Origin of the sequence: Serratia sp. 22278 (genome assembly GCF_052045405.1) — a bacterium.
Taxonomy (GTDB): Bacteria; Pseudomonadota; Gammaproteobacteria; order Enterobacterales; family Enterobacteriaceae; genus Serratia; species Serratia marcescens.
The window spans coordinates 322332-341636 of record NZ_JBQEOW010000001.1 but is presented as its reverse complement, the minus strand read 5'-3'; the positions used below and the strand labels follow the sequence as shown (position 1 = coordinate 341636).

General features: G+C 56.7%; 19 protein-coding genes. 11 read left to right on the top strand and 8 right to left on the bottom strand.

The features are described from left to right. Window positions 1-47 precede the first annotated feature (47 nt). Window positions 48-365 (top strand): heat shock protein HspQ, encoded by a 318-nt coding sequence (gene hspQ / locus ACTJJ6_RS01530; protein WP_004928104.1) that lies wholly within the window; start codon window positions 48-50, stop codon window positions 363-365. Window positions 366-424: 59 nt separating this feature from the next. Here the strand turns inward: hspQ and ACTJJ6_RS01525 are convergent, their stop codons facing one another. Beyond that, window positions 425-838 carry a CoA-binding protein gene (locus ACTJJ6_RS01525; protein WP_151254376.1) on the bottom strand — a complete coding sequence of 138 codons (414 nt, stop codon included), beginning with the start codon at window positions 836-838 and terminating at the stop codon, window positions 425-427. 255 nt (window positions 839-1093) lie between these two features. On the opposite strand from ACTJJ6_RS01525, the gene ACTJJ6_RS01520 reads away from it, so the two are divergent. Beyond that, on the top strand, window positions 1094-1759 hold the full coding sequence (locus tag ACTJJ6_RS01520) for a DUF2057 family protein (RefSeq protein ID WP_016928283.1): 666 nt from the start codon (window positions 1094-1096) through the stop codon (window positions 1757-1759). A 123-nt stretch (window positions 1760-1882) separates the two neighbouring features. Continuing rightward, on the top strand, window positions 1883-2341 hold the full coding sequence (locus tag ACTJJ6_RS01515; protein WP_016928284.1) for a methylglyoxal synthase: 459 nt from the start codon (window positions 1883-1885) through the stop codon (window positions 2339-2341). A gap of 32 nt (window positions 2342-2373) precedes the next feature. On the opposite strand, the gene helD is transcribed toward ACTJJ6_RS01515, so the two are convergent. Next, the gene (gene helD / locus ACTJJ6_RS01510) at window positions 2374-4428 is read right to left on the bottom strand and encodes a DNA helicase IV (protein ID WP_151254375.1); all 2055 of its coding nucleotides are present in this window, start codon (window positions 4426-4428) and stop codon (window positions 2374-2376) included. Between the two features lie 166 nt (window positions 4429-4594). Here helD and ACTJJ6_RS01505 point away from each other — a divergent pair, with 166 nt between their 5' ends. Both ACTJJ6_RS01505 and yccS read left to right on the top strand, forming a co-directional pair. Further along, entirely contained in the window at window positions 4595-5047 is a 453-nt protein-coding gene (locus ACTJJ6_RS01505) for a YccF domain-containing protein (protein ID WP_049300500.1), read from the top strand. Between the two features lie 26 nt (window positions 5048-5073). Next, window positions 5074-7209, top strand: coding sequence for a YccS family putative transporter (yccS, locus tag ACTJJ6_RS01500; protein ID WP_440801820.1), 2136 nt, complete (start codon window positions 5074-5076; stop codon window positions 7207-7209). Window positions 7210-7213: 4 nt separating this feature from the next. On the opposite strand, the gene ACTJJ6_RS01495 is transcribed toward yccS, so the two are convergent. Then, entirely contained in the window at window positions 7214-7870 is a 657-nt protein-coding gene (locus tag ACTJJ6_RS01495) for a TfoX/Sxy family DNA transformation protein (protein WP_028128001.1), read from the bottom strand. A 229-nt stretch (window positions 7871-8099) separates the two neighbouring features. Between ACTJJ6_RS01495 and sulA the strand changes: the two genes are divergently transcribed. Together sulA and ompA are read left to right on the top strand one after the other, a co-directional pair. Then, on the top strand, window positions 8100-8606 hold the full coding sequence (sulA, locus tag ACTJJ6_RS01490; RefSeq protein ID WP_015377359.1) for an SOS-induced cell division inhibitor SulA: 507 nt from the start codon (window positions 8100-8102) through the stop codon (window positions 8604-8606). Between the two features lie 356 nt (window positions 8607-8962). Then, window positions 8963-10042, top strand: coding sequence for a porin OmpA (gene ompA / locus ACTJJ6_RS01485; RefSeq protein WP_004928134.1), 1080 nt, complete (start codon window positions 8963-8965; stop codon window positions 10040-10042). 102 nt (window positions 10043-10144) lie between these two features. Here the strand turns inward: ompA and matP are convergent, their stop codons facing one another. Further along, the gene (gene matP, locus ACTJJ6_RS01480) at window positions 10145-10603 is read right to left on the bottom strand and encodes a macrodomain Ter protein MatP (protein ID WP_004928138.1); all 459 of its coding nucleotides are present in this window, start codon (window positions 10601-10603) and stop codon (window positions 10145-10147) included. Between the two features lie 210 nt (window positions 10604-10813). Here matP and ACTJJ6_RS01475 point away from each other — a divergent pair, with 210 nt between their 5' ends. The 4 genes from ACTJJ6_RS01475 (at window position 10814) to fabF (ending at window position 15267) form a co-directional block, all read left to right on the top strand. Beyond that, window positions 10814-12562, top strand: coding sequence for an AAA family ATPase (locus ACTJJ6_RS01475; protein WP_049300502.1), 1749 nt, complete (start codon window positions 10814-10816; stop codon window positions 12560-12562). A gap of 68 nt (window positions 12563-12630) precedes the next feature. Next, the gene (gene fabA, locus ACTJJ6_RS01470; protein WP_004928144.1) at window positions 12631-13149 is read left to right on the top strand and encodes a bifunctional 3-hydroxydecanoyl-ACP dehydratase/trans-2-decenoyl-ACP isomerase; all 519 of its coding nucleotides are present in this window, start codon (window positions 12631-12633) and stop codon (window positions 13147-13149) included. Between the two features lie 316 nt (window positions 13150-13465). Continuing rightward, window positions 13466-13993: a winged helix-turn-helix transcriptional regulator gene (locus ACTJJ6_RS01465; RefSeq protein ID WP_028127999.1), complete on the top strand. Its 528-nt coding sequence runs from the start codon at window positions 13466-13468 to the stop codon at window positions 13991-13993. Then, window positions 13990-15267 carry a beta-ketoacyl-ACP synthase II gene (gene fabF, locus ACTJJ6_RS01460; protein WP_049300503.1) on the top strand — a complete coding sequence of 426 codons (1278 nt, stop codon included), beginning with the start codon at window positions 13990-13992 and terminating at the stop codon, window positions 15265-15267. The genes ACTJJ6_RS01465 and fabF overlap by 4 nt, the downstream gene beginning before the upstream one ends. 64 nt (window positions 15268-15331) lie before the next feature. Here fabF and rmf read toward each other — a convergent pair whose 3' ends face one another. From rmf to pqiA, 4 genes are all read right to left on the bottom strand, one after another. Continuing rightward, complete coding sequence (gene rmf, locus ACTJJ6_RS01455; RefSeq protein ID WP_440801817.1) at window positions 15332-15502, bottom strand: ribosome modulation factor; 171 nt, start codon at window positions 15500-15502, stop codon at window positions 15332-15334. A 270-nt stretch (window positions 15503-15772) separates the two neighbouring features. Beyond that, on the bottom strand, window positions 15773-16333 hold the full coding sequence (gene pqiC, locus ACTJJ6_RS01450; RefSeq protein ID WP_016928294.1) for a membrane integrity-associated transporter subunit PqiC: 561 nt from the start codon (window positions 16331-16333) through the stop codon (window positions 15773-15775). Next, a complete protein-coding gene (pqiB, locus tag ACTJJ6_RS01445; protein ID WP_016928295.1) occupies window positions 16330-17976 on the bottom strand; it encodes an intermembrane transport protein PqiB in 1647 nt (548 codons plus the stop codon). The genes pqiC and pqiB overlap by 4 nt, the downstream gene beginning before the upstream one ends. Next, complete coding sequence (pqiA, locus tag ACTJJ6_RS01440) at window positions 17963-19276, bottom strand: membrane integrity-associated transporter subunit PqiA (RefSeq protein ID WP_369825817.1); 1314 nt, start codon at window positions 19274-19276, stop codon at window positions 17963-17965. The genes pqiB and pqiA overlap by 14 nt, the downstream gene beginning before the upstream one ends. Window positions 19277-19305 lie beyond the last annotated feature (29 nt).

Below are 19305 nucleotides of genomic sequence, written 5' to 3'. Positions count from 1 at the left end.
GCCTTGCCCCCATATATGAGCAAGGCATTGTTTCTCAGGAGGTCATCATGATTGCCAGCAAATTCGGTATCGGACAACAGGTTAGGCATAAACTGCTGGGGTATTTGGGCGTCGTGATCGATATCGACCCGGAATACTCTTTAGAACAACCCAAAGCTGACGAGATAGCGGCGAACGACGAACTGCGTTCCGCCCCTTGGTACCACGTGGTGATGGAAGACGAGGAAGGCCAACCGGTGCACACCTATCTGGCGGAAGCGCAGCTGGATGGCGAGCCCCAGGAAGCGCACCCCGAGCAACCATCGCTGGATGAACTGGCGGAATCCATCCGTCACCAGTTACAGGCGCCACGTTTGCGCAATTGACCGCGCCAAGACCTGAGAAACCCCGAGAGGGCCCGGCATCGCGCCAGGCCCTTTTTTATTTAGCGCTCCAGCCCTAAACGCGGTATTTCTATTTTCGGGCAGCGATCCATCACCACGCGCAGCCCAGCCTGTTGCGCCAGCGCCGCCGCCTGATCGTTAATCACCCCTATCTGCAGCCACAGCGCCCTGGCGCCGATCGCTATCGCCTCTTGCGCCACGCCGTAAGCCGCCTCTGAATTGCGAAACACGTCAACCATATCCACCGGCTGTGGGATAGCGGCCAGCGTAGGGTAAACCGGCTGCCCCAGCAGCGTCTGCCCCTCCAGTTTTGGGCTGACCGGTATCACCTGATACCCTTGTGCCAACAGATACGCCATCACCCCATAGCTGGGCCGCGACGGGTTATCGCTGGCGCCGACCAGCGCGATAGTTTTCACTTGCTGCAACAGCTCAACAATCTCTTGATCTTGCATCTTCAACTCCCGTTTATCATTGCGTCACTTTCCATTTCGAGTGTAACCGATCGGCATTCGCTCGGTTAAACGCAACGCGAGGGAAACTTCACCGCAATCTTATGGTCAGAGGCTGTCGCGGTTCAGCTGCGCACGGTCGTGTCTAATCGCGATAAAATATGTAAAAATGTAAACAAAATGCCCAATTGAAAAATTTTGACACAACCTATGCCGTGTTCAACACTTAGAGCTACGTCACTTTATAAGGAGATAATGATGAAATTTGGTCTGGTGGTTGCGGCGTTGCTCAGCATCAGTATGCCTGCCGCGGCTACGACCCTGAAACTCTCCCCGGACATCGACCTGCTGGTGGTCGACGGCAAGAAAATGACAGGTTCGTTGTTAAAAGGTGCCGACAGCCTTGAACTGGACGGCGGGCAGCACCAGTTGCTGTTTAAAGTGACCAAAACCGTTCGCTCCGGCCAGCATACACAGGCCTATACGTCCCTGCCGCTGGTTGCCACCTTCAATACGCAAAAGATCAGCCAAGTGGCGATCGAACTGCCGCGCATCGAGAACGATCGTGATGCGCAACGCTTTGACAGAACGTTAAATTATCTGGTGGTCGATAAAGACGGCAACGCCTTGCCATTCCGGCATGATGCGCTGCATCCCGACAGCGTCACCTTCAATACCGATTTGGAAAAGGTGATGACCGATTACAACCGCCAGAACCGCCCGGCCTCCGTTCCGGCCTTTGTGCAGGCGAACGCAGGCAATCCCTCAACCCTCGCGTTGGCCGGCGCGCCGCTGAATGCCCCGACGGTGACGTTGAAAGGTGAGAACGTGTCGGAACAGATGTTGCAATACTGGTTCCAACAGGCCGACAAGGAAACACAGAAGCGCTTTCTGCGCTGGGCCAATAAACAACCGATTCGCTGATCCCTCCCGGCGTCTTTCCCCGCAAAGGCGCCTTTTCTTCGCATTTTCAGGCGCAAACGCTAGGCAGTGAAAAACAGTTTCAGTAATCTGTCGCACATCCCCTGATTAGCGAAGGACACCGAGATGGAATTGACTACCCGCACTATCGCCGCGCGCAAACATATTGCGCTGGTGGCGCACGATCACCGCAAACAGGCCCTGTTGGAGTGGGTAGAAAGCCACAAGACCATTCTTGCGCAGCATCAGCTTTACGCCACCGGCACGACCGGTAATCTGATCCAGCGCGCCAGCGGCATTCCCGTCACCAGCATGCTGAGTGGCCCGATGGGCGGCGATCAGCAGGTTGGCGCACTGATTGCGGAAGGCAAAATAGACATGCTGATCTTCTTCTGGGATCCGCTGAACGCGGTGCCGCACGATCCGGACGTGAAGGCGCTGCTACGGCTGGCGACCGTATGGAATATTCCGGTGGCCACCAACCGCTCGACCGCAGACTTTCTGATCGACTCTCCGCTGTTCAAAAACGAGGTGGAGATCGCTATTCCCGACTATCAACGCTACCTGCAAGACCGCCTGAAATAGTCCTCACGGCCTGGCTGCCGCCAGGCCCGAGCTTACGGTTTTTTCTGCACCGGTACGCCAAGATCCTGCAGGTGTTCAACGAATACCGAAGGGCGTTCACGATCCTGCAACAGCCATACCTGATGTTTAGCTCGAGTTAACGCGACATACAGCAGACGGCGTTCTTCGGCATCCGGGAAATCCTCCGGCCGCGGCAGTAGCACCTCTTCCAACACCGACTCGCGCGCCACGGCGGGGAAGCCGTCACGCCCCTCATGCAAACCGGCAATGATGACGTATTCCGCCTGCTGCCCCTTGCTGGCATGGATGGTCATAAACTCCAGATTCAGTTTAGGCCAACGGGTGGCCGCTTTCGCCAGCGCTTCCGGTTTCAGATGGTGGTAACGCGCCAGCACCAGGATGCGCTCATCCGGCTTGGCATAGCCGCTCAGTTTATCCAGCAAGGGCTCCAGTTGTTCGTGCGGCAGGATCGCCACCGACTTTTTATTGCCCTTGCTCAGGCTGTTGAGCGGTTTTTTCAGCTGGTGCGGGTTTTGCTGCACGAACCGGTTGGCCACCTCGCCGATACGTTCATTGAAGCGATAGGTGGTATCCAGCGCGCACTGCGCGCCTTCGCCAAAGTTCGTGGCGAAGGCCGTGGTTAACGTCAATTCTGCGCCGCTGAAGCGATAAATCGCCTGCCAGTCATCCCCCACCGCAAACAGGCAGGTCTGCTTGTTCTGTCGGCGCAATGCCGCCAGCAACAGTGCACGCTGCGGTGAGATATCCTGAAACTCGTCGACCAGAATATGTTTCCACGGGCTGACGAAGCGCCCCTTGTCGAGAATGTTGACTGCCTGATGGATCAGGCCGGAGAAGTCCACCGCCCCTTCCTCTTTCAAGGCGCTTTTCCAGGCTTTCAGCAGCGGCGCCATCAGCCGGATGCGTTTTGAAAACAGATCGCGGATTTCTTCATCCGCCAGCTCAATCATTTCCGCCTGGCTGCCGCCGTGCATGCGCATCAGCCCCAACCAGCGTTCCAACCGGCTTGCCAGGCGATCCGCCAGGCGCTTATCCTGCCAGAAGTCGCCTTCCGGCACTTCCCACTCCAGCTCTTCGGTCAACCATTGACGCCACCCCTTGGCCTGCGCTTTCTTCTCTGCGCACTGTTGGCGCCAATGGGTAATCAGCAGCTCTTTGCGCGCTTTGGCATCGGTTTCCAACCGGCTGATGGCCGGCGCTTTGCGGCTGCCTTGTTGAATGATTTGCAGCGCCAAGGCATGGAAGGTCTTGGCCTGAATGCCGACATCGCCCAAACGTTCTTTGATGCGGTCGTTCATCTCGCCGGCAGCCTGACGGCCGAACGCCAACAGCAAGATTTGCCCCGGTTCCGCCTCCTGACGGCGCAGCAGCCAGCCGGCGCGCGCCACCAGCACCGACGTTTTGCCGCTGCCGGCGCCGGCCAACACCAGCACGGAATCCTCGCCGTTGACCACCGCGCGGCTCTGGGCGTCGTTGAGCGGTGAGCTTTCGACGGTCTGGAAGAAGTCGTGATGTTGCTCCAGCATGCGATCGGTCCACTGCCGGTTGCGTTGTTCAACGCTGCGTTGCCCCTGCTGCAGCCATTGCAGACACAGATGGTAATCGGCCCGGCAGTTATCGAATTCATCCAGGCGCGCTACCGGCATCGGCAGCGCGGAGAAAGCCTCACGGATTTGCTGTTGCAGCTTGCCCAGCTCAGACTTTTTGAACCATTTATCTTGCTGTTCTATGCGCTGAATCTGTGCCACCTGCTGTTGCAACACGCCGGCGCTGACCTCACTCATTTCGGCGCTCCACTGCTGCCACGCCTGCTGCAGATAGTGATAAAAACGCTGCGTTTCCTGCCATTCGGTGCCGTGCAGCCGCACCACTTTTTCGTCCGGCAATTCAAATTCCAGCTCGCCCCAGACGATGCCGCGTTTGCACCTGACCTGAATCAGTTGATTGAAGGGGATCAGGTATTCATGTTTTTCCCCGCTCACCTCAACGCCGGCGTGCAGCAACCGCACGCGGTTATAAGGGTGCTGAGCCAGGTGTTTCCCCAGCGATGTCGCTTTAAGTTCCATATCGTCGCGCCATGACTATGTTGAGAGTAAATAACGGATATCTGCCAGTTTACCTGCGATAAGCAGTGGCACTCTAGCGCTAAAAAAAGGGTAGAATAGATTTTGCGTTTTTATCGTGAATACGCCCGCATCGCGGTTTGGCTATCATTAGAGCAGAATGACGTCTATGCGTACTGTACTGAATATTCTTAATTTTGTGTTGGGCGGTTTCTTCACCACGCTAGGCTGGCTTATTGCTACGGTGTTCAGCGTGCTGCTGGTCATCACACTGCCGCTTACCCGCTCCTGTTGGGAAATCACCAAGCTGTCGCTGGTGCCGTTCGGCAACGAAGCGATACACGTCGATGAACTGTATCCGGAAAAAAGCAATGCGCTGCTCTCCGCCGGCGGCTGGCTGCTCAACATTATTTGGCTGGTGCTGTTCGGCTGGTGGCTGTGCCTGTCGCACATCGCCGCCGGTATCGTGCAATGCGTTTCAATCATCGGCATTCCGGTCGGTATCGCCAATTTCAAAATAGCCGCCATCGCGCTGTGGCCGGTGGGGCGCCGCGTCGTCTCGGTCGAAATGGCTCAGCAAGCGCGTATTGAGAATGCTCGCCGCCACTATCATCAGCGTTAATTTTTTCTCCGTTTGAGGAGTTTTTCGTGCGCTCTTTTGCACCCGCAGTACGTCGTTATACCTACAACAGCAATCTGCTGTATCACCTGCGCATTCTTATTGCGCTGATCGGCACCACCGCCGTTCCCTGGTGGCTGGGCATTCCCAAGCTGACTATCCCGCTGACGCTGGGCGTGGTGGCAGCGGCACTGACCGATTTGGACGACCGCCTGGCCGGCAGGTTACGCAACCTGCTGATCACGCTGGTGTGCTTCTTTGTTGCCTCCGCGTCGATCGAGCTGCTGTTCCCTTATCCCTGGTTGTTCGCCCTCGGCTTAACCACGTCGACCTGCGGTTTTATCTTGCTGGGCGCCTTGGGGCAGCGTTACGCCACCATCGCCTTCGGCGCACTGCTGATCGCGGTTTACACCATGCTCGGCACCTCGATGTACGATGCCTGGTATCAGCAACCGCTGCTGCTGGTGATCGGCGCGCTGTGGTACAACTTGCTGACGCTGGCGGGCCACCTGCTGTTCCCTATCCGGCCGCTGCAAGAGAACCTGGCGCGCTGTTACGATCAACTGGCCAACTATCTGGATGCCAAGGCCAATCTGTTCGATCCCGACGCCGAACGCGCCGCCGACCTGCCATGGATGGATGTCGCGATGGCCAACAGCGCGTTGGTCGCGTTGCTGAACCAGACCAAAGCCTCGCTGCTGACGCGCCTGAAAGGCGACCGCGGCCAGCGCGGCACCCGCCGCACCTTGCACTACTATTTTGTCGCGCAGGATATCCACGAACGCGCCAGCTCTTCCCACGTTCAGTACCACGCGCTCAGCCGGCAATTCCGTCACAGCGATATTTTATTCCGCTTCCAGCGTTTGCTGAGCATGCAGGCGCGCGCCTGCCGCCAGTTGGCACAATCGATCCTGCTGCGGCAAAAATACCAGCACAACCCGCGTTTTGAGCCAGCCTTCAGCCGCATTCAGGAGGCCTTGGCGCGCATAGCCGAAACCCAGGGCAATTCAGAGCAAACCAAAGCGCTGGCGCACCTGCTGAAAAACCTGCATGCGATCGATGCGCAGCTGGCTAATATCGAGTCAGAGCAGACGCTGGCCAACGGGCAGGCGGAAGAGAACAGCCTGGCCGACGATCGCTTAACCGGCTGGAGCGACATCCGACTGCGCATCAGCCGCCATTTGACGCCGCAGTCGGCCCTGTTCCGCCATGCGATCCGCATGTCGGCAGTGCTGTGCGTGGGTTACGCCTTCATCCAGCTCACCGGCATGCAGCACGGTTACTGGATCCTGTTGACCAGCCTGTTTGTCTGCCAACCGAACTACAACGCGACCCGCCGGCGCCTGGCGCTGCGCATCATCGGCACCCTGGCCGGTATCCTGATCGGCCTGCCAATCCTCTATTTCGTGCCTTCAGTGGAAGGACAACTGGTGTTGATCGTCATCACCGGTGTCTTGTTCTTCGCTTTTCGCACCGTACAGTATGCCCATGCAACGATGTTCATCACGCTGCTTGTGTTGCTGTGCTTTAACCTGTTGGGTGAAGGTTTCGAAGTAGCAGCCCCGCGCGTTTACGATACCTTATTGGGTTGCGCCATCGCCTGGGCGGCGGTCAGCTTTATCTGGCCGGACTGGAAGTTCCGCCAACTGCCGGCGGTGGTGGATAAAACGCTGAATGCCAACTGTCGCTATCTGGACGCCATTCTGGTGCAATATCATCAGGGTAAGGATAACGGGCTCGCTTACCGCATCGCGCGGCGAGATGCCCACAACAGCGATGCCGAACTGGCTTCGGTCATCTCCAACATGTCCGCCGATCCCAAGGCCGACAAGGCGTTGCAGGAAGCCGCCTTCCGTCTGCTCTGCCTGAACCATACTCTCCTGAGTTATATCTCGGCGTTGGGGGCGCACCGCGAGCGGTTGAATACTCCTGCCACACTCGATCTGCTCAATGATGCCGTGTGTTACGTGGACAGCGCCTTACATCAGGAAGAACGGAACAGCCAGCGCATTGCGCAAGCGCTGGAACAGCTGGCGGAGCGTATTCGCAAAGCCGTTCCAGAACCTGAAAGCAAAGAACAGTTGGTCTTGCAGCAGGTGGGGCTAATGCTCGAGCTGCTGCCGGAACTCACCGCACTCCATACCCAAATCAATAAGGCAACCTAATTATTCAGGGCCCGCTTGATGGGCCCTGAACTACTGGCTCATGGCCATGACGACGCATAGCCATCGTATGATCGAACCAGCGCACCAGTTCGTTGCGCAATTCGGTCGGCAACGCCGCCTGATGATAACCGGCTATCGCGCCGCCCAGCGACAGCAGCACGCGCAGACCCAGATTGGTCTGCTGTTGCAGCAGGCGAAGATAGCTACGTTTAGCGCCATGCAGCCGCAGGTCATAGGCATTGCGAATACCCGCTCGCCATAGCAAGCGCTCCATGTTGACATCTATATTTGGCAACGCCTTCAATCTGCCGTGATCGCCGGCCTTGAGCCGCTGTTCTCGGCGCGCTTCCCTGATAGCCTGCCAGGCCAGCCCTACCAGCTCATTGCGTTCCCGCCACAGCGACTCGTCAACCCAGTAATAGCGCAAGGTGATGGGCACACCGCGCTTGGAATAGACCATATTGACCATGCCCCGGGCGCGAAAGGCCGGTTCCATGCTCGCCGTAGCCCGCAAGTACAATTCACCTTCTGCTACCACCGCAAACATTACCCCTTCAGCCAGCAGCCCATAGCCGCCAAACTGTGATCGTGTGGTGATGGCGCCCAGCGCCGCAAAGCAATTTTTAGCCTGCGCGATTCTTCTCGTCGACATCCTTTTCATAGCGTTCCTCCTTTTTAGGTTCTGGCCGTATTATTTCTCTCATCAATGAAAAAAGTAACGTGAACAACTAATTAGGAAAATACGCACTATCCGCCCGCCTGCCAATCACAAAAATCGTCGGTACAAAAAATGATCGCAATTATGCGAGCCGCTACGAAAATTTGGGTTGATCTTATCCTAAATCAGGGATACTGTATAAACATACAGTAACACGACGGGCGGGAACTTTATGCGTACTCAATCACTCTACCAACCTCATTTCGGCCATGGCTCTTATACAACGCGCAATGTTGCGAAGAACACGGATATCGGCAAAGAGAATGGCTTGATCAGTGAACTTGTTTACAACGAGCGCCAGCCCGCAGTGGCTCAATTACTGTTGCCCCTGCTGCTGCAATTGGGCAAGCAGTCTCGCTGGCTTCTGTGGCTGACGCCGCAACAAAAATTAAGCAAGCAATGGCTGCAGCAATCCGGCCTGCCTGTAGATAAAATGGTGCAATTGAGCCAGATCAGCCCGGTGAATACGGTTGAGGCGATGGAAAAAGCGCTGCAAACGGGAAATTACAGCGTGGTTCTCGGCTGGTTGCCCGAGCTAACGGAGGAGGATCGTCTAAAATTAAGACGTGCGGCAGAATTGGGTAATGCCTATGGGTTTATCATGCGCCCTCAACGTGACATTAGCCCGACTCACGGACACTGTTCCACCCTAAAAATTCACTCTTCTTTGTATCATTAAGTAAATTTAGGATTTTTCCCATCATTTTCGCACCCCCTAAGCGGAACCTTTGCGGGGGAAGGCAAAAAGCTAGTCCGGCTGCGGTTTGGCAGGCAAAAGCGCGCGATGAATCGCCGTTTTTTTAGGCTAAGAATGTTAGCAAATATGTACGATTCCGCGTTTTTTTTTAGAGCCTTATCACATCACACTTGTAACTTTCGCGCCACGTTGTAGACTTTACATCGCCAAGGTTGCTCTATAACGTCAGAAAAACTGGCGAGTAACAAACGAGGGCTTAAACCTTGGCGAAGGAATTTAACCAAGGGCTTAAACAGCTTTAAAGCTCATTGCCTATTTGGATGATAACGAGGCGCAAAATGAAAAAGACAGCTATCGCATTAGCAGTGGCACTGGCAGGTTTCGCTACCGTAGCGCAAGCCGCTCCAAAAGATAACACCTGGTACACCGGTGCTAAACTGGGCTGGTCCCAGTACCATGACGTTGGCTTCTACGGCAACGGTTACCAGAACGGTATCGGCAACGGCCCAACCCATAAAGATCAGCTGGGTGCCGGCGCGTTCCTGGGCTACCAGGCAAACCAATACCTGGGCTTCGAGCTGGGCTATGACTGGCTCGGCCGCATGCCTTACAAAGGCAGCGTGAACAACGGTGCTTTCAAAGCGCAGGGCGTTCAACTGGCTGCTAAACTGAGCTACCCAATTGCTGACGATCTGGACATCTACACTCGTCTGGGTGGTATGGTATGGCGTGCAGACTCCAAAGCTAACTACGGCCGTACTGGTCAGCGTCTGAGCGACCACGACACCGGCGTTTCTCCGCTGGCTGCTGTTGGTGTTGAATACGCACTGACCAAAAACTGGGCTACCCGTCTGGATTACCAGTTCGTAAGCAACATCGGTGACGCAGGTACCGTTGGCGCACGTCCAGACAACACCATGCTGAGCCTGGGCGTTTCTTACCGCTTCGGTCAGGATGACGTAGTTGCTCCAGCACCAGCTCCGGCTCCAGCTCCAGTTGTTGAAACCAAGCGTTTCACTCTGAAGTCTGACGTGCTGTTCAACTTCAACAAATCTACTCTGAAAGCAGAAGGCCAGCAGGCTCTGGATCAGCTGTACACCCAGCTGAGCTCCATGGATCCTAAAGACGGCTCCGTAGTTGTTCTGGGTTACACCGACGCCGTTGGTTCTGACCAGTACAACCAGAAACTGTCTGAACAACGCGCACAGAGCGTTGTTGACTACCTGGTCTCCAAAGGCATCCCGTCAGACAAAATCTCTGCACGTGGTATGGGTGAAGCAGATGCAGTTACAGGCAACACCTGTGGCTACAAATCTGGCCGCGCTACCAAAGCTCAGATCGCTTGCCTGGCACCAGATCGTCGCGTAGAGATCGAAGTTAAAGGTATCAAAGACGTTGTAACTCAGCCTCAGGGCTAAGTTTACTCGCCTAATAAAAAACCCCGCCAATGCGGGGTTTTTTTTCGTCCTCTTGTTGCCAGAACATTCAATGCCTGGCGCCATAGAGGCGTTCTCACGCGCTTACTTGGGATCTTTGCCCAGAATCGCCTTCAAGTCTTCTTTCAACGACGACATCTGGTTCGCATACTTTTCTTTGCGTTCAGCGTCTTCGATAAGCTGCACGACGGTTTCCGACAGCGTAACGCCACGGCGGCGCGCCAGGGCTGCCAATCGTTGCCAAACCAAAAACTCCAGATCGATAGATTTTTTACGCGTATGCTGATGTTCTGCGTTAAAATGACGTTTGCGGCGGGCGCGGATCGTTTGTTTCATCCGGTTATCCAGTTCCGGATTCATATGAGCGGCAATCCATGCAAGTACCTTGACCGGCTCATTTTCCAGCTTCAGCAGCTCGTTAACCGCCTCTTGAGCAGCGCTGTTTTCAATGTAGCGGGTAATGAGTTCCCCTTCCCGGTGCTTCTTCACCAGGTACTTCCATTTCCAACCGCTCTCCAGATTTTCCAGTTGCTGATATTTCATCTTGAGCTCTTCAGTGACCGCGTAACTTCAAATAAGCATAACAGCTTTGCGCCGAATTTCCCCGGCAATTAAACCGTCTTTTAGACTGTTTTTTGCACAGTCACCGCGCGATGTCAAACTCCCTGATGCCAACTGGCACTCCGCATGTATCAAGCCGCCGTTATTCTTGTATAATCGCCCTTTCCCTTTTTAACGATTGCATCTAACACTTTGACCAATAACCGACTTGAATGGCAATCTTTATTGCCGGACGTAACGCCTTATCAGGCGATATTTGATACCGCCGCTCAGTTGGCACCCGTGCCCTTTTCCGCCATTCAGCCTCGGCTGGAAAATGCCCTGACGCTATTTTGCCACCCCCAATCGCCACCGCGTTTCATGCTGTTGAAAGCGCAAGAAACGCGTGAGTATCTGGAACTGATCGCTCACGCCGTCAAACCACTGCTGCCGAAAAATACGGCATGCCGCGGCAGCCACTATGTCATTCAGGATGGCAAGGTCAGCGTCGAGCCTGCCAGCCGTGGCGATGAACCTTTTGCCGCCGGCGGCGCTTGTCTGTTCCAGGAGTGGATTGAGCCGGAACAGCTGTTTGGCTGCGTACGGATCCACAATGGCGACATTACCCTGCAACCGGGTCTGGTGCACCAGGCCAACGGCGGCATTCTGATTCTGTCGGCGCGGGCGCTGCTTGCTCAGCCGTTGCTGTGGCTGCGGCTGAAACAGATGATCGGCCAGCGTCAGTTCCACTGGGTATCGCCAGACGAAACCCGCCCGCTGCCGGTAGCCATTCCACCGATGCCGCTGGATCTGCGGCTGATTGTAGTCGGCGACCGTCACGGCCTGGCCGATTTTCACGATATCGAGCCGGAACTGAGCGAACAAGCGATCTACGGTGAATTCGAAGACGATCTGCAGCTGACTGAAGTTGATGATATGGCGCAGTGGTGCGGTTACGTCAACGGCGTGATTGCCGACCAGCAGTTGCCGATGCTGGCGACCGACGCCTGGCCGCCGCTGATCGTCCAGGCTGTGCGTTACAGTGGCGATCAGGGCATACTGCCACTCTCGCCGGTTTGGATTGGCCAGCAGCTATCCGAAGCCGCACTGTATGCCGAAGAAGATCGCATTACGGCCAAAGCGTTCGAGGCGGCGTTAAATGCCCGAGAATGGCGTGAAAGCTATCTGGCCGAGCGTATGCAGGATGAGATTGAGTTGGGTCAGATCCTGATTGAGACCGAGGGTGAAGTGGTCGGACAGATCAACGGTCTGTCAGTCCTGGATTATCCCGGTCATCCACGCAGCTTTGGCGAACCGTCGCGCATCAGTTGCGTTGTGCATCTCGGCGACGGCGAGTTCACCGACGTCGAGCGCAAAGCCGAACTGGGCGGCAACCTGCATGCTAAAGGCATGATGATCATGCAGGCGTTCTTGATCGCCGAACTGGATCTTGATCAGCAACTGCCCTTCTCCGCTTCCATCGTCTTTGAGCAATCTTACGGTGAAGTGGACGGTGACAGCGCCTCGCTGGCTGAGCTGTGCGCATTGGTCAGCGCCCTGTCACAGCAACCGATCACCCAGCAGATCGCCGTCACCGGCTCCGTCGACCAATTCGGCAACGTACAGCCGATAGGTGGCGTTAACGAAAAGATCGAAGGTTTCTTCGAGGTTTGTGTACGCCGCGGTCTGACGGGCAAACAGGGCGTCATATTGCCCGCGACCAACGTGCGCCACCTGTGCCTGCGCCAGGATATCGTCGACGCGGTACGCGAAGGGCAATTCCATCTGTGGGCGGTAGAGAGCGCGGCGGAAGCCTTGCCTTTGCTCACAGGTTGCCTCTACTCTGACGAACAACAGCCGAATTTGTTGGCGGCCATTCAGGAACGGATTGCGCAGGTGAGCCTGCAGGAACGCCGTCGTCCGTGGCCGCTGCGCTGGCTCAACTGGTTCAACCACGGCTGATCGGACTTGTTCAGCGTACACGTGTTAGCTAACCTGCGTCCTTCATTAAAATAAGGCTTACTGAGAACATGGTAGATAAACGCGATTCCTATACGAAAGAAGACCTCGAAGCATCCGGCCGTGGCGAGCTGTTCGGCGCCGGTGGCCCACCGTTGCCGGCAGGTAACATGTTGATGATGGACCGCGTGGTCAAGATGACCGAAGACGGCGGGACTCACAACAAAGGTTATGTGGAAGCGGAGCTGGATATTAATCCGGACCTATGGTTCTTCGGTTGCCACTTTATCGGCGATCCGGTCATGCCAGGCTGTCTGGGCCTGGATGCGATGTGGCAGTTGGTCGGTTTCTACCTCGGTTGGCTGGGTGGCGAAGGCAAAGGCCGCGCGCTGGGCGTTGGTGAAGTCAAGTTTACCGGCCAGGTGCTGCCAACCGCGAAAAAAGTGACCTACCGTATTAACTTCAAACGCGTCATCACCCGTAAGCTGATCATGGGCGTCGCCGATGGCGAAGTGCTGGTTGACGGTGAAGTGATCTATACCGCCACCGATCTGAAAGTGGGTCTGTTCAAGGATACCACAGCGTTCTAATCACGCAGAAAAGAGGGCGGCCATCGTCTTCTTTGCTAATGCTCTTCGCATGCATGCCATCACGCCCAGCGTGATGGCATTTCTTTCTCTTACCGTTTAAAGACTACCCACCTCCTTTAATCGCCCGCTACCGAACCGGTTTATCCCGCATGTCTCTACCGAAACGGTCAAAGCCACAGGCCGGTTGAGCGCCCCCTCCCCACAGCCAGCTATCGACACGATAGCGGTTTTTGCGTCCGGTTATTTTCTTGCCCCTTAAAATCACCTAGTATAACCATCCACGTAACTACAATAAATGTACCGACAAAGAGCCGATATGCAAAAAACCCGCTTTAGCGATGCACCTTGCCCCGTCGCACGTTCATTAGATCGTGTCGGAGAATGGTGGAGCATCCTGATCCTGCGTGATGCCTTTCAGGGGTTGTCCAAGTTCGACGAATTCCAACAAAGCCTGGGGATGTCACCGACTCTCCTGGCCCGACGCCTGAAGGATTTGGTGGCCCACGGCATTCTGCATAAGCAACGTTATCAAACGCGGCCGGTCCGCTATCAGTATCTGCTCACCGAACGCGGCAACGATTTTCTCCCCGTGCTGGCAGCTCTCTCAGAATGGGGCAATCGCCATTTGATCGACGGTGACATTAGCGCCTTGTTAGTCGACAGCCGCACCGATCGGCCGATCCAGGTCCAGTTGGTCAATATCGATAGCCAACAACCGGTGCCGCCGCAGTTTATTACGCTGGCGCCAGGGCCTGCGGCAAATGAAGGCATACATCAACGCGCCGCACTGATGCGGCAACGGCGCCTCGCCGATTTATCCGAACTTACCAAGGAGTCGTCATGAGCAATCGTCGTATCGTTATTACCGGCATGGGTGCCGTTTCACCGTTAGGGTGCGGCGTGGAGACCATCTGGCAACGTTTGTTAAAAGGAGAGTCAGGCATTCGGGCTTTGCCTGACGAGATCGTTGCAGATTTACCGATCAAGGTCGGAGGTCAGGTTCCGCCGCTGGCGCAGGATGCTGAAGCGGGCTTCAACCCCGATGCTTCCGTCGCCCCCAAAGACCAAAAGAAAATGGATCGCTTTATCCTGTTTGCCATGGCGGCGGCGGATGAAGCCGTTCGTCAGGCCGGCTGGATAGCCGATACGGAGGAAAAACAAGAGCGCACCGCCACCGTCATCGCCTCGGGCATTGGCGGCTTTCCGGCGATTGCCCAGGCGGTGCGCACAACCGACAGCCGCGGCGCCAAGCGGCTGTCGCCGTTCACCATCCCCTCATTCCTGGTCAATCTGGCGGCCGGCCACGTTTCAATCAAACACCACTTCAAGGGGCCGATTGGCGCGCCGGTCACCGCCTGTGCCGCCGGCGTGCAAGCCATTGGCGATGCAGTGCGTATGATCCGCAATGATGAAGCCGATATCGCCGTGTGCGGCGGTACCGAAGCCGCTATAGATACCGTCAGCCTGGGCGGGTTCGCCGCCGCGCGCGCCATGTCCACCGCTCCGGCCGAATTGGCGCAACAGGCCTCTCGGCCCTTCGACAGCGCCCGGGACGGATTTGTCATGGGGGAAGGTGCCGGCATGCTGGTCATTGAAACGCTGGAACACGCGCTGGCGCGTGGCGCCACCCCGCTCGCGGAAATCGTCGGCTATGGCACCAGCGCCGACGCCTACCATATGACATCCGGCGCTGAAGACGGCAACGGCGCCTATCGGGCGATGAAAATCGCGTTGAAGCAGGCGAACGTCGTTCCCGAGGAGGTACAGCATTTAAATGCTCACGCGACGTCGACACCCGTAGGGGATTTGGGTGAAATCAATGCCATCAAACACCTGTTTGGCACGACAGGGAGCGTCGCGGTAACCTCGACAAAATCCGCCACCGGGCACCTGCTCGGCGCCGCCGGCGGGCTGGAAACCATCTTTACCGCCTTGGCTCTGCGCGACCAGATCGCCCCGGCGACGCTGAATCTGGACAATCCCGATCCGGCGGCGGCAGGTTTGCACCTGGTCGCGAAACGGGCTGAATCGATGAGCATAACCTACGCCTTATCGAACGGCTTCGGCTTTGGCGGCGTGAATGCGAGTATTCTACTGAAACGCTGGCAGGACGAATAAACGGCACAAACAAAAACCTCCGCCAAAGGGCGGAGGTTATTCCTTTTATTTGACAGGGAGCCGCTTAAGCGGTCACAACCCTGTCTTCCATGGCTTCTCGCCAACCTCCCAGCCATTGAGACCGGGCGTCCACTGATGATTGGTAGGGACAATGTTCCCTGGAACGCCCTAAAATACCTGCCTGATACCCTCTCGAATGCGCCCTTTCCAGACGATCGCGTTTCTGTCTCTTCATGCCTCGTTTCCCTCATTTTGGTCTGGTGGAAAGAAAACAATGGCTGCTTTTTGCGCAGCCACGAGTAATCAATAGCGCTAAAAGAAGAGAAGATCAATGCGCAAAATTCACGCCAATGTCATATTTGTGAGCTACGCCCGAGGAAAAAGCTAAGTGGCTGATCTGCCGGGAAAGGGTTTAACTGTTTGAAATGAAATATAAATCCCTGCCAGCGAGAAAAAATGGATTTTCACGCCGACAGGGATTAGATGATTTTAGACCAAATTATGACTAAATGCCGCCCATCTGTGCTGCGATAGCCTGAGCTTCCTGCTGCCATCCCTGCGCCAGGGTGCGCACCAGGGCATCATAGCCGTCTTCACCCTGTTTCAATTCCAGGCTGAAAGGCCGTTTGATCAGGCGCCCCTGGCGATTCAGCACCCACTCGCCGCGAATGATCGCCTTGCCGTCAAAACGGCCGTGGAAGCCGCTGATGGTCACGTTCAGTACATCCTGATCGCTGCTCATCGGCTGCGAAGAGACCACCCAGCCCGGCAGCGCGCTGCTCAGGTTGGTGACCAGCGTTTGCTGCAGCTGCTGGTCGAGCGGGCTGGCCCACAGGTTGTTCTGGGCTATCACATACTGTACGTCGTTGGTCTGATACACCACGCCGTTCTGCGCCAGATAATCCGCCACGCTCACGTGTTCCAGCCACAGCTGGCGCGTGGAAGCGCCGCTGCTGCTGGCTGCAGCAGGCGCACCCAGCGCCGGCAACTGATAGTAAGTCTTCTGTGGCGAACTGCTGCAGGCGCTGAGTAACAGCGCCAGGGCTACCGGGATCCATTTCATCATTTCGTGGCCTTCTTCGGCTGAGGGTCAGTGCTGCCGGCGGCTTCAAACACCAGCGCGTTGCTCTTCTCATTCAGGGTGCGCAGCACCGGTTGCAGCTCACGCAATACCTGATCGAGGCGCTGCATGTCGCCCACCATCTTGTTGTAAGCCGGTGAACCAGGCTGGAGCCCTTTCATGCTGCGGTTCAGCTCCAGCAGCGTTTTCTGCATGTCCTGCGGCAGCGCCTGCATCTCTTTGCTGGCGATGATGTCGTTCAGCGACTTCATGGTCTGCTGCGTCGACTTCATGGTTTTCTGACTTTCCGCCAGCGTCTTGGTCGCTTCGTTGATCATCGGATTGATCGGCATCGAATTAATCTTATCCAACGTCTGCATCAGTTTCTGCTGGATCTGCGCCAGACCGCCGCTGGTGGTCGGCATCAGCGGATAACCGAACAGCTCGCGCGGCCCTTTCCACGGTTTTTCCTGCGGATAGAAGTCAAGATCGATGTACAGCGAACCGGTCAGCAGGTTGGCGGACTTCATCGAGGCGCGCATGCCGCGAGACTCCGCATCTTTCAGGTGCCCTTCAATATCGAAGTTGCCGCCCAGCTGTTTCTGGAAGCGATCCGGCTCGATGCGGATCAGCACCGGAATGCGGTAATCGTTATCCAGACGCTGCGCCATGCCGTCTTTATAGAACGGCACCTGCGCCACCGTACCCAGACGGATGCCGCGGAACTCGACCGGCGCGCCCGGCTGCAGGCCGCGTACCGAGTCGGAGAAGAACAGCAGGTAATCCTTATGCACGGTATACAGTGAATCCTGCGTGCTGCGCTGGTTGTCGAACAGCTGGTACTCCGCCTTCTCTTTCGCCTGTTCGCCGCGATCCCAGCCGTCCGGCACGTCAAAACTGACCCCGCCGCTGAACAGCGTGGTCAACGAGCCCATCTCCACCCGCATGCCCTGCGCCGACATGTCAAACGCCACGCCGCTGTCTTTCCAGAAACGCACGTTGGTGGTGACCAACTGATCGTAAGGCGCGGTGATGAACAGCTGATAGCGCATAGCGCGTTCTTTAGGATCAAAGTAGCTGGTTTCCACCGACCCGACGCGATAACCGCGGAACAGCACCGGATCGCCGGCGTTGAGCTGGCCTGACTTCTCGCTGTCCAGCACGATGCGCAACCCTTTGGCATCCGGGGAGGCCAGCGGCGGCGCATCGAGCAGCTGATAGTTGTCTTTGCCGTCTTTGCCTTTGTTGCCCGGCTGCAGTTCGATATAGGCGCCGGAGAGCAGCGTGCCCAGCCCGGAGACGCCTTCACGACCGATCTGCGGCTTCACCACCCAGAAAGCGGAATCCTGGCGCAGCAATTTTTCCATGCCGGAATTGAGGCGAGCCTGCACCATCACCTTGCTCAGGTCATCGCTCAACGTGACGGTTTCCACCACGCCGACGTCAACGCTGCGGCTTTTGATTTTGGTTTTACCCGCTTCCAGCCCTTCCGCCGTCGAGGTCACCAGCGTCACCACCGGCCCCTGATGGCTGAAGTGGTAAAACAGGATCCAGGCGCCGATCAGCGCGGTCACGATGGGAATGATCCACACCGGCGACCAGCGTTTGATCTTCTCGACGTCCGCGACGCTATGATTATTTTCCGTCACCTTGCGGCTCCTTGTTGATTGTTTCACTTGCGCGATCCCAGGTCAGCCGGGGATCAAATGTCATGGCGGCGAACATGGTGAGGATCACCACCAGCGCGAACAGCACGGCGCCCGTCGCGGGATAAATGCTCATCAACTGCCCCATTCGCACCAGCGCCGACAACACGGCGATCACAAACACGTCGATCATTGACCAACGGCCAACGAATTCGACCACTTCATAAATCAGATGCATACGCTCGCTGTCGGCGCGCGGTTTCTTCCTGCCGTTCGCATCCCAGCACAGCCAGCCGATCGCCAACATTTTCAGCGACGGCACCATGATACTGGCGATGAAAATCACCATCGCCACCGGATAAGAGCCGTCCCCCCACAGCAGGATCACCCCCGCCATGATGGTGGAGTTCATCTTGTTGCCCAACGCCTCGGTCACCATGATCGGCATCAGGTTGGCCGGAATATACAGCATGACAGAGGTCACCAGCAGCGCCAGCGTCCACTGCAGGCTGTGACGACGCCGCACGTAGCCCTTGGTGTGGCAGCGCGGACAGCGCACCTGATCGGCCGGCAAGATCGCCGTGCAGCACGCGCAAGAGCGCACGCCCTGGCGCATGCCGGTGCGCCCCACCGTCAGCGGGCGATTAAGTCGCGGTGCCGGTTCGATATCCTGCCACAACCAGCGCCGATCCACGCACTGGAAGGCGCGCACCTGCAGCAGGCAGAACAGGCAGTAAGGCACGAAGCTGCTGCCGATGCCGATATCGCCGTAGGCCATCAGCTTGACGAAGCTGACCAGCACCCCGGCGAGGAAAATCTCCACCATGCACCAGGTCTTGAACTGGAACAGCACCCGGGCCATCCATTCTTTGAGGCCCAGTGGCAAACGCACTCTGGCGCACAGCAGGATGATCGCCACCATGCAAAACGCCGGGATCAGCTGCACGAACACCATAAACAAGGTGGCCATGCTGGCGTAGTCTTCCGCCACCATGACTTCCGGGATTTGGATCAGCCGGATTTCGTTGCCGAGGCCGGCGACGCGCATGTTGATAAACGGGAAAATGTTGGCCAGCACCAGCATGAACAAGGCGCTGAGCGCGTAACCGATCGGCCGCTTGCGCGGCTCGTCCCAGCGGGCGCTGAGCGTGGTTTTGCAGCGCGGGCATACCGCTTTGCTGCCATAGGCCAGCGGCGGCAGCGCCACCAGCATGTCGCACTGCGGACACAGCATCAGGTTATCCTGTTGCGCCGCCGAGGGTGCGGAATGACTATGCTGCTGATGATTGTTGTGGGAACACACCATATTCCTCCTAAATAACGTTGCTCACC